The following is a 12,712-nucleotide window of genomic DNA, read 5'->3' on the forward strand; positions in this document are numbered from 1 at the left end:
CGGCGGACCGGGCAGGCTCGGCGGAATCGCTTTCAGAAAAGCGTCGGAATGGACGGTTCGAGGCCCCGCAGCTCGTCATAGTCGACGACGGCGCAGCCCAGCCCCCGGTCCGCCGCCAGCAGCCGCGCCTGCGGGGTGATGGACTGCGCCGCGAGGATGCCGCGCACGGGATGCGGCAACGCCGGGTCGGCCTCCAGGCGGACAAGGTAACGGGTCAGCTGCTCCACCCCGTCGATCTCACCCCTGCGTTTGATCTCGACGGCGACCGTCGAGCCGTCCGCGTCGCGGCACAGCAGGTCGACCGGCCCGATGCCGGTCTCGTACTCGCGGCGCACCAGGGTGAGTCCGGGCGCGATCGCGTCGGGCCGGTCGGCGAGCAGCACCTGCAGATGCGCCTCCACCCCGTCCTTGCGCAGACCCGGGTCGACGCCGAGGTCGTGCGTGGAATCGTGCAGCACCTGTTCGAGGGTGATGACGAGCTGCTCGGCCGCGCGGTTGGTGACCCGCCAGACCCCGTCCGCCTCGGCGATGACGCACGGGGGACTCATCCAGTTGAGCGGCTTGTACGCTCGCCCGTCGGCGTGGATGGAGACGGATCCGTCCGCCTTGACGAGTACCAACCGGACGGCGCTCGGCAGATGTGCGGTGAGCCGACCGACGTAGTCCACGCTGCAGCGAGCGATGACGAGCCGCATGACGTCACGCTATCGCGGCCGTTTCCGGCGCCCGGCGGCGGTGGGACCGCCGCGCACCGGGCGATCGCCTGACGATCACCCGACATCGCCGCCGCGAGCCGCCACGAGGTCGTCCAGAATCCGGCATCGATCCACGTACCGGGCCGACAACCGGGCGGCGTCCTCGGGCGGCAACCGCCTCAGCCTGGCCGGATCGGCGTTGTCCTGTATGTCGGCCCGTTTCACGACGACGGCAAGCGGATCGGCGGCCACCCGGGCGAGATAGTCGGGCACCGGCTCGCCCTCCCGATGGGACAGCGCGTCGACCGCCGCGACGACCGGGGCCGGATAGCCCGCGGCCACGAGATCCGCGAGGGTGGTCTCGCTGTCCTCGACGACGTCGTGCAACACCGCCGCGAGCTGGGCGGCGTGGGCGTCCACCCCGGCGGTGGGAGCCGTGCGCGCGACTGCCGCCATCACGCGCAGCGGATGGCCGATGTACTCCTCACCGACCTTGTCCAGCTGACCGGCGTGCGCCCGGGTGGCCAGGGCGACGGCGTCGTGCAGGGTGGGCGTCGCGGCGCGGTGCGGACCGTCCGCCTCGCCATGACCRGGCCGCGCGTCGTCAATCCTGGTTGAGGGCACAGACCGACCGTACGACGTCGAGGGTGCCCCGGGCTGTCAAGGGTACCCCGGGCCCATGGCRGTGCAGGTCACCCGGTGCAGGGCGGCGGGGAGACCTTCCACAGGGTGATCAGAGCGCTCGGAAGCACATCACAGGCCCGCGGGCCGTTGCGGACGATCGTCCAGGGCCCGGCTCCGATCCGCCGCCACACGTGCGGGTCGACCGGCGGCGTGGCCGGCCCTTGGACCTCGATGCGACCGATCGCCCAGTACTCGTCGTGCGCCGCGTCAACGCCCTCGACGGCGCCGAAGTACATCCCGTTCACGATCGTCACCTGCCGGGCGGAGATGGTGGAAGCACCCCCGGCCGCCTTGATCGAGTCGGCGACCGTCCACGACAGCGCGAGCCGCAGGGCATCCGGATCAGGCTCGTCGAGGACCCGCATCTGATGGGCCGTGYCCGGTCGGCGGGCGCCCTCCCACGGGGCGGTCCGCAGCGCGGGGGTCAGCTCCGGGGCGGGCGAGGTGGCGGTCCGAGGCGCATGCACGGTGCCGGACTGCCGGTCCGCGGTCACGTAGCCGATGGCCACGCCGAGCAGGACCGCGACCACGAACGCCACCGGGACCAGGACCGACCGGTACTCGCGCACCCCGGCCAGCCCGGCGGATCGCGCGCTCCGATCGCCGACGGCATTCACCCGCGCGGGCACCTCCACGTCCTGCACGCCTCCGTCCGGCATCACACCCTGCCAAGAGCCGGGCCCGTCACCCGAAAGCAGTACCCGATCAGCAGGTACCCGGCAAGCATGCCGCATCGCGTGTCCGCCCGGCACACGGGCGCGCCTGACATGACGGTGCGCAGCCACCCTGGTTCGTTCCGCTCCGGGCTCCGTCCCGATCGGGACGGAGCCCCTCCTGGCGGGCCTAGGTGGTGGTCGAACGGATGAGCCGCCCGGGCAACCCGCTCAGGCGTGGCCGACGTGCACCAGGTCGGCGGCCTCCTCGAACCGCAGCAACCCACCCAGCCGGTCCGCGACGAGCAGGCGTTCAAGCGGGCTCGGCACATCGACCAGCACCATCGAGCGGCCAGCGGCACGGGCTCGGCGAGCGCCGCCAAGCAGCACCCCCAGCGCGGCATGATCGCCGAGCTCCAGGCCCGCGACGTCAACGCGCAGCGGCCCGCTCCCATTGTCGATCGCCGCGTGCAGCAGGCTGCGTAGTGTCCCCACCGTCCGCACATCCACCCGGCCAACCACGCGGGCCGTCTGCGCGCAGCCGGCCCGCGTGTCCCCGGAGCACTCCAGACTCAACACGTTCACGCCGATGTTCATGTGATCTCCCGTCCCGGCCGTCCGGCGCCCCCGCTGTCGTGACGCCGTTGCTACCAGCTATCCGCGCCGATCGCGGGTAGCACTCAGGTGCGGCTCGCCCCGGGCGGACCGCGACGTACCCCCTCGTCTCCATCGAACTGTCGTCGTTCGGCCACAGAGAGGTCGGGCCGGTTACCTCAATGGTGGCAGCGGTTGACGGGCGATGTTTCCTCTGTCGGATTCCGTGGAGGTGTCGAGGCCCGGATCCAGGTCCGTCGCGAGGATGTCTGGGACGATGCAAGGTGGCGTCGAAGAGCGGCACGATCGGAGGTGCGGGATGCCCGCAACGGCCGGGGCACTTCTCCTCGAGCCGCTGATCGCGCTGCTGGCCGTCGGCCTGCTGATGGCGATCGGGCGCTGGGCCCATGCTCCGGCACGGCCGCGGCCGGCCGGTTCCGTCCCCGGCCACGACTTCGGTCTGCTCGTCCCGGTGGCCACCGTGGACACCCCCGCCGAGATCACTCGGCTCCGCGCGGCGCTGTGGGCGCGGGGTATCCGCTCGACCTGGGCCACGGCACCGGCCGGTCCGATTCGCATCGACGCCGCCGGGAACATCATCGCCCGGCCGCGGGACCGCCGCCACGTGCTCGTGTTCGGCACGGACGCGAACCGAGCCGCCCGTGCCCTCGTGAACCTGCTCGGCTCGCGCCAGTCGCCCACCTGACCCCGCCGGCCGGGCCGGCGGGGTCACGATGCCAGCGGGATCAGGCCGATGCCGGTGAAATCAGGCTACGGCGCGGTCGGAGACCCGGCGGATGTCGGCGCCGAGGTCCGTCATGWTCTCGACAAACCGGGCGTATCCCCGGTCGATGTGGTGGACGTCGCTTACCTCGGTGACACCGTCCGCAACCAGGCCGGCGAGCACGAGACCCGCGCCGGCCCGCACGTCGGAGGCCGTCACCCGGGTGCCGGACAGCCGCGCGGTGGGCCGGACGATGACGTGGTGGCCGTCCGTACGCAGGTCGGCGCCGAGTTTGTGCAGCTCGCGGCAGAAGGCGAACCGGCTGTCGAAGATGTTCTCGGTGATCAGGGAGGTACCCCGGCTAACCGACTCCAACGCGATGATCTGCGGCAGCAGATCAGTCGGAAAGCCGGGGTACGGCAGCGTCACCACGTCGATCGACCGGGGTTGTCCCCGTCCGACGACCCGGAATCCGTCGTCCCGGACGTCGACCTCGGCACCGGCCTGCACCAGCTTCTCTAGGACGATGCTGAGGTGGGCGGCCTGACCGTGCCGGATCAGCACGTCGCCACCGGTCATCAGGGCGCCGATGGCGTACGTGCCGGCGACGATGCGGTCCGCCACCGTCCGGTGTTCCACCGAGGTGAGCTGGTCGACCCCGTCGATGATCAGTGTCGACGATCCCGCGCCGTCGATACGCCCGCCCATCGCCGTCARCATCGCGCACAGGTCGGCAATCTCGGGTTCCTGGGCGGCATTGTCGATCACCGTCGTCCCCTTGGCGAGAACCCCGGCCATCAACAGGTTCTCGGTGGCGCCCACGCTGGGGAAGTCGAGCCAGATCGAGGCTCCCTGCAGCCGGCCGGAGCAGCGCGCGACGAGGACTCCGGACTCGACGTCAACCAGCGCACCGAGTTTGGTCAGGCCGTTGACATGAATGTCGAGCGCGCGCGATCCGATCGCGTCCCCACCGGGCAGGGCGACCCGCGCCTCCCCACGGCGGGCGACCAGCGGACCGAGCACCGCCACCGACGCCCTGATCTGCCGCACCAGCTCACCATCGGCCGCGACGCCCGGAGCCTGGGGCACCTCAATGCTCAGCCGCCCGCCGGAGGCGTCCCGCTCGACGGTCGCACCGAGCCCCGCCAGCACCTTGGACATCACCGACACGTCCAGGATGTCAGGAACGGCGGACAGCATCGTCCGGCCCGCGGCCAGCAGGCTCGCGGCCATCAGCTTCAATACCGAGTTCTTCGCGCCCGGGACGGCGACCTCGCCGGCCAGCCGGGTACCGCCTGTCACAACGAAGCGCTCCACGAACCTCGATGCTAGGTCCTGGCCTGAAGATCTTCACCGCCACCCGCCGGACCGACCGGCGCAACCCTGCGCGGTCGCCTCATTCCGCTGCGTCGGACGGAAGGACGGACACCCCGTCGTGGGTGCGGATAAACGGCTCGAGCCGTCCGGCCACCGCGTCCGCCACCCGGATTGCGAAAGCCGGCACAAACCGCGTACGGACCTCGTCGATCGACAACCAGCTGACCTCCGTCGCCTCCGCGGTGTCGGAAGCGATGACGCCGGTCGGATGGTGGCAGAGAAACACCATGGCAACCACGCCTAGGGGCATGTTGAGGTACACCCCGGTCAGGCGGACGGGTTCGACGACCGCACCCGTCTCCTCCTCGACCTCACGGCGCAGCCCGGTGTGCAGGGTCTCACCGCGTTCGAGCACCCCACCCGGGATCTGCCAGGCGCCGATGTCCCGGCGGCGGATGCATAGAATCAACCCTTTTTCGTTGAGTGTCACTCCGGCTACGCTCACCGAATGCATATGCGAAACGTACCAATTGCCACGCGGAAGTCCAAGTGAACGGCGGCCTTTCTCAGCGGCTGGCGGAACTRCCCCCAGAGACCGACCCGGGGTTCGGCTCGGCCGCGCGGGCGTTGTTGACCGGGCCCGACGCGACCGACGAGGCCCTCACCGCGGCAGTCGAGAACCCCAATCTAGCGGAGCAGACGCGCTTCAACGCGTTCTACTGCCTGCAGGCTCGGGCCTGGCGCCGCAAGGACCATCGCCGCCATCGGGCCAACACCGATCGATACCAGGCCCGGTTCGGTCGGCATCCGATGTTCTTCTTCATGCAGGCCGAGTATTACGCCTCTCTCGACGGCGATCCGGCAAATCTCGACGCGGCGCTCACGTTCGCGCTCGAGGCGGTGGACCGGCTCGGCGGCGTGCCTGGCGTGCTGCATCTCGCCGCCGAGATTATCGCGGACCGCCACGAACGGGACCCCGACAACGATCCACGCCTACTGCTCGACGCTGAGCGGCACGTCCGGCAGGCCATCGCGCTCAGCGACGGGCATTATGCGCGCTATCATGCCACCCACGCGCGCATYGCGACCCTGCGAGGGGCGTTCGCGTCCGCGCGGGCCAGCATCGCCCGCGCGATCGAGGACGAGGACAGTACGGGCGCCGAATACGCGCTTCGCATCGGCGACTACCAGCTCATCCGGTCCAGGATCCAATACGCGCAGGAGGCTGAGCGGCTGAGCGCACGCCAAGAGGAGGCTTCCCGCGAGCTGCAGCAGATCCGGAGTCAGGTCCTGGAGATCATGGGGTTACTCGCGGCAGTGATCGCCTTCATCACCACCGCCGCGAACGTCGCTGCGGGGCAGCCGGCCCGACCGGCCGCCGGCCTTCTCACGCTCGCTGGCGGCGTGACGTTRCTCGTCTTCTGGGGCTTTCACGTCCTGCTCGTGGGGACCGAACCGGCCCGGCGTCGGGTCGTCGCGGCGGTCGTCGGGACGATACTCGTGGTGGCGGGGTTTCTCATGACGGAGTTCTCATGACCACGGTGGGGGCCAACGGGTGCGTGTGCTGCGGTCCATCAGCCGGTCGGACAAGCTCCACAATGAGGATGCCGCCGGTTCCCGCGCCGATGGCCTGTGGGTGATCGACGGAGCGACGCCGCTGCACGACGATCCGACGATCAGCGGCCGGTCCTCGGCGGCCTGGCTGAGCGGCGCGGCCGACGCCTTCCTCGCCACGGTCCCCTGGCGGGATAGATCCCTGCCCGAGGTGGTGCGGGAGCTGATCGCACATGTCCGCGCCGAGGGACGGCGCCTGGGGCTCGCCGCGGGTCGGTTCCCGACCGCCACGATCGCCCTCGCCCGGCAACGGGGCCCGCTACTCGATCTGTACCTCCTCGGGGACAGCCCGGTGCTGCTCCGTCATCCCGGCGGGGAGGTGGTCAGTTTCACCGATCCCCAGTTCGATGGGGTCGAAGAGGCGCTGCTCGAACCGGTCCGCGCCGAGCTGGCACGCGGCATCGATGTCGCGCAGGCCTACGGACGGGCACACACGATGACCCGCGAACGCCGCCGGCAGCGCAACACCGCGGCCGGGTCCTGGATCCTCGGTGACGTCACCGCTGCCGCCGACCACGCGTTCGTCACCACCATGCCGGTGGAACCCGGCACGGAGCTGGTGGCGCTGTCCGACGGCTACGCCCGGGCCGTCCGTCCCTTCAGCCTGGTCGCCGACGACGCGGCCCTTGTCGACGTGCTCGCCCGCGGCGAACAGGCCATACTGCTGGAACGGCTGCGGGCGGCGGAACGGGCCGACCCGGACTGCTCGCGGTTCCCCCGGTTCGGGATGAGCGACGACGCGACCGCGCTCTACGCCCGGATCTGACAACCCGGCCGCGCGGTCAACGACTGCCTAGAGTGGTCCCCATGGCAGTGCACCTGACTCGGATCTACACCCGCACCGGGGATGACGGTACGACGGCGCTGGGCGACATGTCGCGGGTGGCGAAGACCGATCCGCGGCTGGCCGCCTATGCCGACGTGGATGAGGCGAACGCCGCGATCGGCGTGGCCCTCGCCCTCGGCGGGCTTCCCGACGAGCTGCGGGCGGTGCTCGGCCAGGTCCAGAACGACCTCTTCGACGTCGGCGCGGATCTGTGCACCCCGGTCGACCCGGCGCCGGCCTACCCACCCCTGCGGATCACCGAGGCCTACGTGGAACGRCTCGAGGAGGCGTGTGACCGTTTCAACGCCGGCCTGCCGAAGCTGGCCTCCTTCATTCTTCCGGGAGGGRCTGCCGGGGCGGCGCTGCTGCATGTCGCCCGCACGGTCGCCCGCCGGGCGGAACGGTCCGTCTGGGCCCTCCTCGAGGCCGAGCCGGACCGCACCGGCCCGCTGCCGGCCCGCTATCTCAACCGACTGTCGGACCTGCTGTTCATCCTCGCCCGGGTGGCGAACCCCGAGGGGGACGTGCTCTGGCGCCCGGGGGCGCACGCCTGAGACCCGCTCGATACCCGAGGGTCGCCAAGCCAGTCAACCGAATTGATGACTGACGATCATGAGTACCACGGTGCGCGTGAGGTACAGGACGCGGCAACGGGTCGCGGCCATGGCCGCGACCACCGGCCAGCAGATGCAGACGATCATCGGCCAGGCCGGCGAGGCCTACGAGCGCGAGCTGTTCTGGCGCGGCTTCGAGGAGGGGTACGACCGCCTCGCGACCGACTCGCTCGCCTGGGACGAGCTCGGTGCCGAGCGCTCCGCCGAGGCGGGGGGCGCTGCGGGCTGCCCTCCCACGTCGAGCTCGCGCCCGGCGGCACCGGTCTGCGCGAGACAAGCTACGCGAAGGTCGAGGACGTGAAATCGGTGTCCCAGCAGCGCTTTGGTCGCCGGCTCGGCGTCGTGGGTCCCGATCATCTGCTGCGGATGACCGAGGCCCTGCAGTTTCTGATGGGCCTGTAGGGCCCTGTCGCGACCTGTGACGTGACGCGAAAGACGCGTCCCCCGATGCGGAGAACGCGCCCTTGGCCGCGGGAAACTCAGGTCAGCTTCGCGGTCTCGGCGAGGATGCTGACACCCTGGTGTGTCACCGAGATGAAGCCGCCGTCCACCGAGGCCGAGATCTCCCGGCCACCGGTCTTGACCCGGACCGTTCCGCCCGGCGCCAGCAGACCCAGCAGCGGCACATGGCCGGGCAGCACGCCGAGATCACCGTCGGTGGTCCGGGCGACGACCATGTCGGCGTCGCCGGACCACACCTCCTGCTCGGGCGAGACAATCGCCACCCGGATCGGCATTACAGGTTCTCCGCGTTCTTCTCCGCGTCCTCGATGCCACCGCACWTGAAGAACGCCTGCTCCGGCAGGTGGTCGAAGTCGCCCTGGGTGAGCCGCTTGAACGAGTCGATCGTCTCGTCGAGCGGGACGAACTTGCCGGGGATGCCGGTGAACTGCTCGGCCACGAAGAACGGCTGCGACAGGAACCGCTGGATCCGCCGYGCCCGGTTGACGAGAATCTTGTCCTCTTCGGAGAGCTCAYCGATACCGAGGATGGCGATGATGTCCTGCAGGTCCTTGTAGCGCTGCAGGATCCGCTGCACCTCACGGGCCGTGTCGTAGTGCTCCTGCCCGAGATAGCGCGCGTCCAGGATCCGGGAGTTGGAGTCGAGCGGGCTCACCGCCGGGTAGATACCCAGGTCGGAGATGGCCCGGTCGAGCACGGTGGTGGCGTCGAGGTGGGTGAACGTCGTCGCCGGCGCCGGGTCGGTCAGGTCGTCCGCGGGCACGTAGATGGCCTGCAGCGAGGTGATCGAGTGGCCCCGGGTCGAGGTGATGCGCTCCTGGAGCACACCCATCTCGTCGGCCAGCGTCGGCTGGTAGCCGACGGCGCTGGGCATCCGGCCGAGCAGCGTGGAGACCTCGGATCCGGCCTGGGTGAACCGGAAGATGTTGTCGATGAACAGCAGCACGTCCTGCTTCTGGACGTCCCGGAAGTACTCGGCCATCGTGAGCGCGCCGAGCGCGACCCGCAGCCGGGTACCCGGCGGCTCGTCCATCTGGCCGAACACCAGCGCGGTGTCCTCGATGACGCCGGCCTCGGTCATCTCCAGGAACAGGTCGTTGCCCTCACGGGTACGCTCGCCGACCCCGGCGAACACCGAGACGCCACCGAACTCCTTGGCGACCCGGCGGATCATCTCCTGGATGATGACGGTCTTGCCGACGCCGGCACCGCCGAACAGGCCGATCTTCCCGCCGCGCACGTACGGCGCGAGCAGGTCGATGACCTTGATGCCGGTGGTGAACATCTCGGTCTTCGACTCGAGCTGGTCGAACGCCGGCGCCGACCGGTGGATCGGCCAGTACGTCTCGGCCTCGATCTGCTTCACGTCGAGCGGCGTGCCAAGCACGTTGAACACGTGGCCCTTGGTGGCGTCGCCGACCGGGACCGAGATCGGCGCGCCGGTGTCGTGGACGGGCGCGCCCCGGACGAGACCGTCGGTCTGCTGCATGGAGATGGCCCGCACGGTGTTGTCACCGATGTGCTGGGCGACCTCGAGCGTCAGCGTCAGCGTCTCGTCGCCGATGGTCCGGTCGACCTGCAGTGCCTGGTAGATCTCGGGGAGTTCGTCGGGAGCGAACTCCACGTCGACAACCGGTCCGATGACTCGGGCGACCCGGCCGATCCCCGGGGTCCGGCCCGGTGCCGTGGCCGGCGAGCTGGTGGTGACGGTCATGGCGTCCTCAGTTTCCGATCAATGCCCGCCGCCGCAGCCTCGGGCTCGCGTTCGCTGGCACCTGGGACGGAACGGCCCGCGTCGCGCGCGCTCCGCCTTCGGCGTCGTCCTTCACGTTCTGTTGTCGTCGCTGTCCTCATCGGTTCCGGTCACACGAGTCCGGCCACACGAGTGTGAACCGCCGCCCACCCATATCAGGTTCCCGAAGCCAGAGCGTTGGCGCCACCGACGATCTCGGAGATCTCCTGAGTAATGGCGTCCTGTCGGGCCCGGTTGGCCTGCCGGGTGTATCTCTTGATGAGGTCCTCGGCGTTGTCCGTAGCCGACTTCATGGCCCGCTGTCGCGCCGCCGACTCCGACGCCGCCGACTCGAGCAGCGCCGCATAGAGCCGGCTTTCCACGTAGCGCGGCAGCAACGCGTCGAGCACCCCCTCGGCGGAGGGCTCGAACTCATACTGGGGCAGCGGACCGCCACGCGGCGGTTCGTCGGTCTCGGTGAGCACCATCGGCAGCAACCGGCGGGCGACCGGCGTCTGGGTGATGGCGCTGACGTACTCCGTGTGGACCACGTGGATCTCGTCCACCCCGCCGTTCTCGCTCGTGGCGATGAAGGCCGCGATGAGCGCGTCCGCGACCGACTTGGCGTCCGCGTACGACGGCTGTTCGGAGAAACCGGTGTACTCGCCGCTCATCGCACGTCCCCGGAAGCGGTAGTAGCCCGTTCCCTTGCGGCCCACGACGTGCAGGTCGGTCTCCTTGCCCTCCGAATGCAGCAGCTCGATGAGCTCCCCGGTGCGCCGCAGCGCGTTCGAGCTGTACCCGCCGGCCAACCCCCGGTCGCTGGTGATCACCACGACCGCGGCCCGGGCCGCCCCGGGCCGCTCGGTGGTGAGCGGATGGTCGATCGTGGTCTGCGCCGCGACCGCCTCGATCACCCGGGTGATCTCCTCGGCATAGGGGCGGGCCGCGGCGACCCGCGCCCGCGCCTTGGCGATGCGGGAAGCCGCGATCAGCTCCATCGCTCGGGTGATCTTCTTCGTCGACTGCACCGACCGGATGCGCCGCCGGTACTCACGAAGCTGGCCCGCCATGGATCAGCCCTCGTCGTCTTTGCGCGCCGCGGGCCGGTGCACCGGGATCGACTCCTGCCGCACCAGCCCCGGGTCGAGCGGGCTCGGCGCCGGCTCGTTGACCAACGGCTTGCCGTCGGACAGCGTGAACTGCTTCTTGAACTCCGCGACGGCCGACTCCAGCATGGCGATCGTGTCGTCGCTGAGCTTGCCGGTGGTCACGATCGCGTCGTACACCCCCGGGTAAGACCGGCCGACGAAGTCCAGGAACTCCGACTCGAAGCGACGGATGTCCGCCACGGGCACATCGTCGAGCTTGCCGGTGGTTCCGGCCCAGATCGACACGACCTGGCGCTCGACCGGGAAGGGCTGGCCCTGCGGCTGCTTGAGCAGCTCGACCAGGCGGGCGCCGCGCGCGAGCTGGTCCCGCGAGGCCTTGTCCAGGTCGGAACCGAAGGCCGAGAACGCCTCGAGCTCGCGGTACTGGGCGAGGTCCAGCCGCAGGCGGCCGGCGACCGACTTCATCGCCTTAACCTGCGCGCTACCGCCGACCCGGGACACCGAGGTGCCGACGTTGATGGCCGGGCGGACAMCCTGGTTGAACAGGTCGGACTCCAGGAAGACCTGCCCGTCGGTGATCGAGATGACGTTCGTCGGGATGTAGGCCGAGATGTCGTTGGCCTTCGTCTCGATGATCGGCAGTCCGGTCAGCGAGCCGCCGCCGAGCTCGTCGGAGAGCTTGGCGCAGCGCTCCAGCAGGYGGGAGTGCAGGTAGAAGACGTCACCCGGGTAGGCCTCGCGGCCCGGCGGACGGCGCAGCAGCAGCGAGATCGCGCGGTAGGCCTCGGCCTGCTTGGTCAGGTCGTCAAAGACGATCAGCGCGTGCTGGCCGTTGTACATCCAGTGCTGGGCGATCGCCGAGCCGGTGTAGGGCGCGATGTACTTGAAGCCCGCCGGCTCGTCAGCCGGCGCCGCCACGATCGTGGTGTAGGCCAGCGCGCCGGCCTCCTCCAGAGAGTTCACCACCTCGCGGATTGTCGACTTCTTCTGGCCGATCGCCACGTAGACGCACTTGACCTGCTTCGACGGATCACCAGAGGTCCAGTTGTCCCGCTGGTTGATGATCGCGTCGATGGCCACCGTCGTCTTGCCGGTCTGCCGGTCGCCGATGATCAGCTGGCGCTGACCACGGCCGATGGCCGTCATCGCGTCGATCGCCTTGATACCGGTCTGCAGGGGTTCCTTCACCGGCTGGCGCTGGACGACCGTCGGCGCCTGCAGCTCCAGCTCCCGGGATCCCTCGGCCACGATCTCCCCGAGGCCGTCGATCGGCCGCCCGAGCGGGTCGACGACCCGGCCGAGGAAGCCGTCACCGACGGGAGCGGAGAGGATCTGGCCGGTGCGGCGGACCTCCTGCCCCTCCTCGATGTTCTCGGATTCACCCAGGATGACGGTTCCGATCTCGCCGACCTCGAGGTTCAGCGCGAGACCCAGCACACCGCCGTGGAACTCCAGCAGCTCGTTGGTCATCGTGTGCGGGAGACCCTCGACCCGGGCGATGCCGTCACCGGTGACGACGACCCGGCCGACCTCCTCACGGCCGGCTGAGGTGGCCTGGAAAGAGTCGACGTACTCCCGCAGGGCGTCGCGGATCTCCTCCGGCCGGATGGAGAGCTCAGTCATCGCTTACGTCCTTCGTCCTTCATTGCGGGCAGGGCAGGTCGCCCCGGGTCGGGATGCGGGTC

16 protein-coding genes are annotated in these 12,712 nt (G+C 70.0%); 6 read left to right on the plus strand and 10 right to left on the minus strand.

The window, feature by feature from the left end; translation table 11 throughout:
• Positions 1-32: 32 nt before the first annotated feature.
• The 4 genes from nucS to CcI156_RS14500 all read right to left on the minus strand — a co-directional run bounded on the left by nucS (position 33) and on the right by CcI156_RS14500 (position 2,629).
• Positions 33-695, minus strand: coding sequence for an endonuclease NucS (nucS, locus tag CcI156_RS14485; RefSeq protein ID WP_011438071.1), 663 nt, complete (start codon positions 693-695; stop codon positions 33-35).
• Positions 696-770: 75 nt separating this feature from the next.
• Positions 771-1,319, minus strand: a complete 549-nt coding sequence (locus tag CcI156_RS14490; protein WP_011438072.1) for an HD domain-containing protein — start codon at positions 1,317-1,319, stop codon at positions 771-773.
• A gap of 68 nt (positions 1,320-1,387) precedes the next feature.
• Positions 1,388-2,038, minus strand: coding sequence for a hypothetical protein (locus CcI156_RS14495; RefSeq protein ID WP_076806276.1), 651 nt, complete (start codon positions 2,036-2,038; stop codon positions 1,388-1,390).
• Positions 2,039-2,263: 225 nt separating this feature from the next.
• A complete protein-coding gene (locus CcI156_RS14500) occupies positions 2,264-2,629 on the minus strand; it encodes an STAS domain-containing protein (protein WP_011438074.1) in 366 nt (121 codons plus the stop codon).
• Between the two features lie 316 nt (positions 2,630-2,945).
• Between CcI156_RS14500 and CcI156_RS14505 the strand changes: the two genes are divergently transcribed.
• Positions 2,946-3,332, plus strand: a complete 387-nt coding sequence (locus tag CcI156_RS14505; RefSeq protein ID WP_011438075.1) for a hypothetical protein — start codon at positions 2,946-2,948, stop codon at positions 3,330-3,332.
• 60 nt (positions 3,333-3,392) lie between these two features.
• Here CcI156_RS14505 and murA read toward each other — a convergent pair whose 3' ends face one another.
• Together murA and CcI156_RS14515 are read right to left on the minus strand one after the other, a co-directional pair.
• Positions 3,393-4,667: a UDP-N-acetylglucosamine 1-carboxyvinyltransferase gene (murA, locus tag CcI156_RS14510; protein WP_254847436.1), complete on the minus strand. Its 1,275-nt coding sequence runs from the start codon at positions 4,665-4,667 to the stop codon at positions 3,393-3,395.
• 79 nt (positions 4,668-4,746) lie between these two features.
• Positions 4,747-5,181 carry an NUDIX hydrolase gene (locus CcI156_RS14515; protein ID WP_011438077.1) on the minus strand — a complete coding sequence of 145 codons (435 nt, stop codon included), beginning with the start codon at positions 5,179-5,181 and terminating at the stop codon, positions 4,747-4,749.
• Positions 5,182-5,216: 35 nt separating this feature from the next.
• On the opposite strand from CcI156_RS14515, the gene CcI156_RS14520 reads away from it, so the two are divergent.
• From CcI156_RS14520 to CcI156_RS14540, 5 genes are all read left to right on the plus strand, one after another.
• On the plus strand, positions 5,217-6,203 hold the full coding sequence (locus CcI156_RS14520; RefSeq protein WP_011438078.1) for a hypothetical protein: 987 nt from the start codon (positions 5,217-5,219) through the stop codon (positions 6,201-6,203).
• 19 nt (positions 6,204-6,222) lie between these two features.
• Positions 6,223-7,047: a protein phosphatase 2C domain-containing protein gene (locus CcI156_RS14525; RefSeq protein ID WP_011438079.1), complete on the plus strand. Its 825-nt coding sequence runs from the start codon at positions 6,223-6,225 to the stop codon at positions 7,045-7,047.
• A 41-nt stretch (positions 7,048-7,088) separates the two neighbouring features.
• Positions 7,089-7,661 carry a cob(I)yrinic acid a,c-diamide adenosyltransferase gene (locus CcI156_RS14530; RefSeq protein ID WP_076806239.1) on the plus strand — a complete coding sequence of 191 codons (573 nt, stop codon included), beginning with the start codon at positions 7,089-7,091 and terminating at the stop codon, positions 7,659-7,661.
• Positions 7,662-7,737: 76 nt separating this feature from the next.
• Entirely contained in the window at positions 7,738-8,022 is a 285-nt protein-coding gene (locus tag CcI156_RS14535; protein WP_235187116.1) for a hypothetical protein, read from the plus strand.
• Positions 7,986-8,123, plus strand: a complete 138-nt coding sequence (locus CcI156_RS14540) for a hypothetical protein (protein ID WP_232235120.1) — start codon at positions 7,986-7,988, stop codon at positions 8,121-8,123. Before CcI156_RS14535 ends, CcI156_RS14540 begins: the two co-directional genes overlap by 37 nt.
• A 77-nt stretch (positions 8,124-8,200) precedes the next feature.
• Here the strand turns inward: CcI156_RS14540 and CcI156_RS14545 are convergent, their stop codons facing one another.
• The 4 genes from CcI156_RS14545 to atpA all read right to left on the minus strand — a co-directional run bounded on the left by CcI156_RS14545 (position 8,201) and on the right by atpA (position 12,650).
• Positions 8,201-8,458 (minus strand): F0F1 ATP synthase subunit epsilon, encoded by a 258-nt coding sequence (locus CcI156_RS14545; protein WP_011438082.1) that lies wholly within the window; start codon positions 8,456-8,458, stop codon positions 8,201-8,203.
• The gene (gene atpD / locus CcI156_RS14550) at positions 8,458-9,897 is read right to left on the minus strand and encodes a F0F1 ATP synthase subunit beta (RefSeq protein ID WP_076806241.1); all 1,440 of its coding nucleotides are present in this window, start codon (positions 9,895-9,897) and stop codon (positions 8,458-8,460) included. The genes CcI156_RS14545 and atpD overlap by 1 nt, the downstream gene beginning before the upstream one ends.
• A 194-nt stretch (positions 9,898-10,091) precedes the next feature.
• Complete coding sequence (locus CcI156_RS14555; RefSeq protein ID WP_011438084.1) at positions 10,092-10,988, minus strand: F0F1 ATP synthase subunit gamma; 897 nt, start codon at positions 10,986-10,988, stop codon at positions 10,092-10,094.
• 3 nt (positions 10,989-10,991) lie between these two features.
• Entirely contained in the window at positions 10,992-12,650 is a 1,659-nt protein-coding gene (gene atpA, locus CcI156_RS14560; RefSeq protein ID WP_076806243.1) for a F0F1 ATP synthase subunit alpha, read from the minus strand.
• Positions 12,651-12,712: the final 62 nt, after the last annotated feature.

This window comes from Frankia sp. CcI156 (genome assembly GCF_001983015.1).
Lineage (GTDB): Bacteria > Actinomycetota > Actinomycetes > Frankiales > Frankiaceae > Frankia > Frankia casuarinae.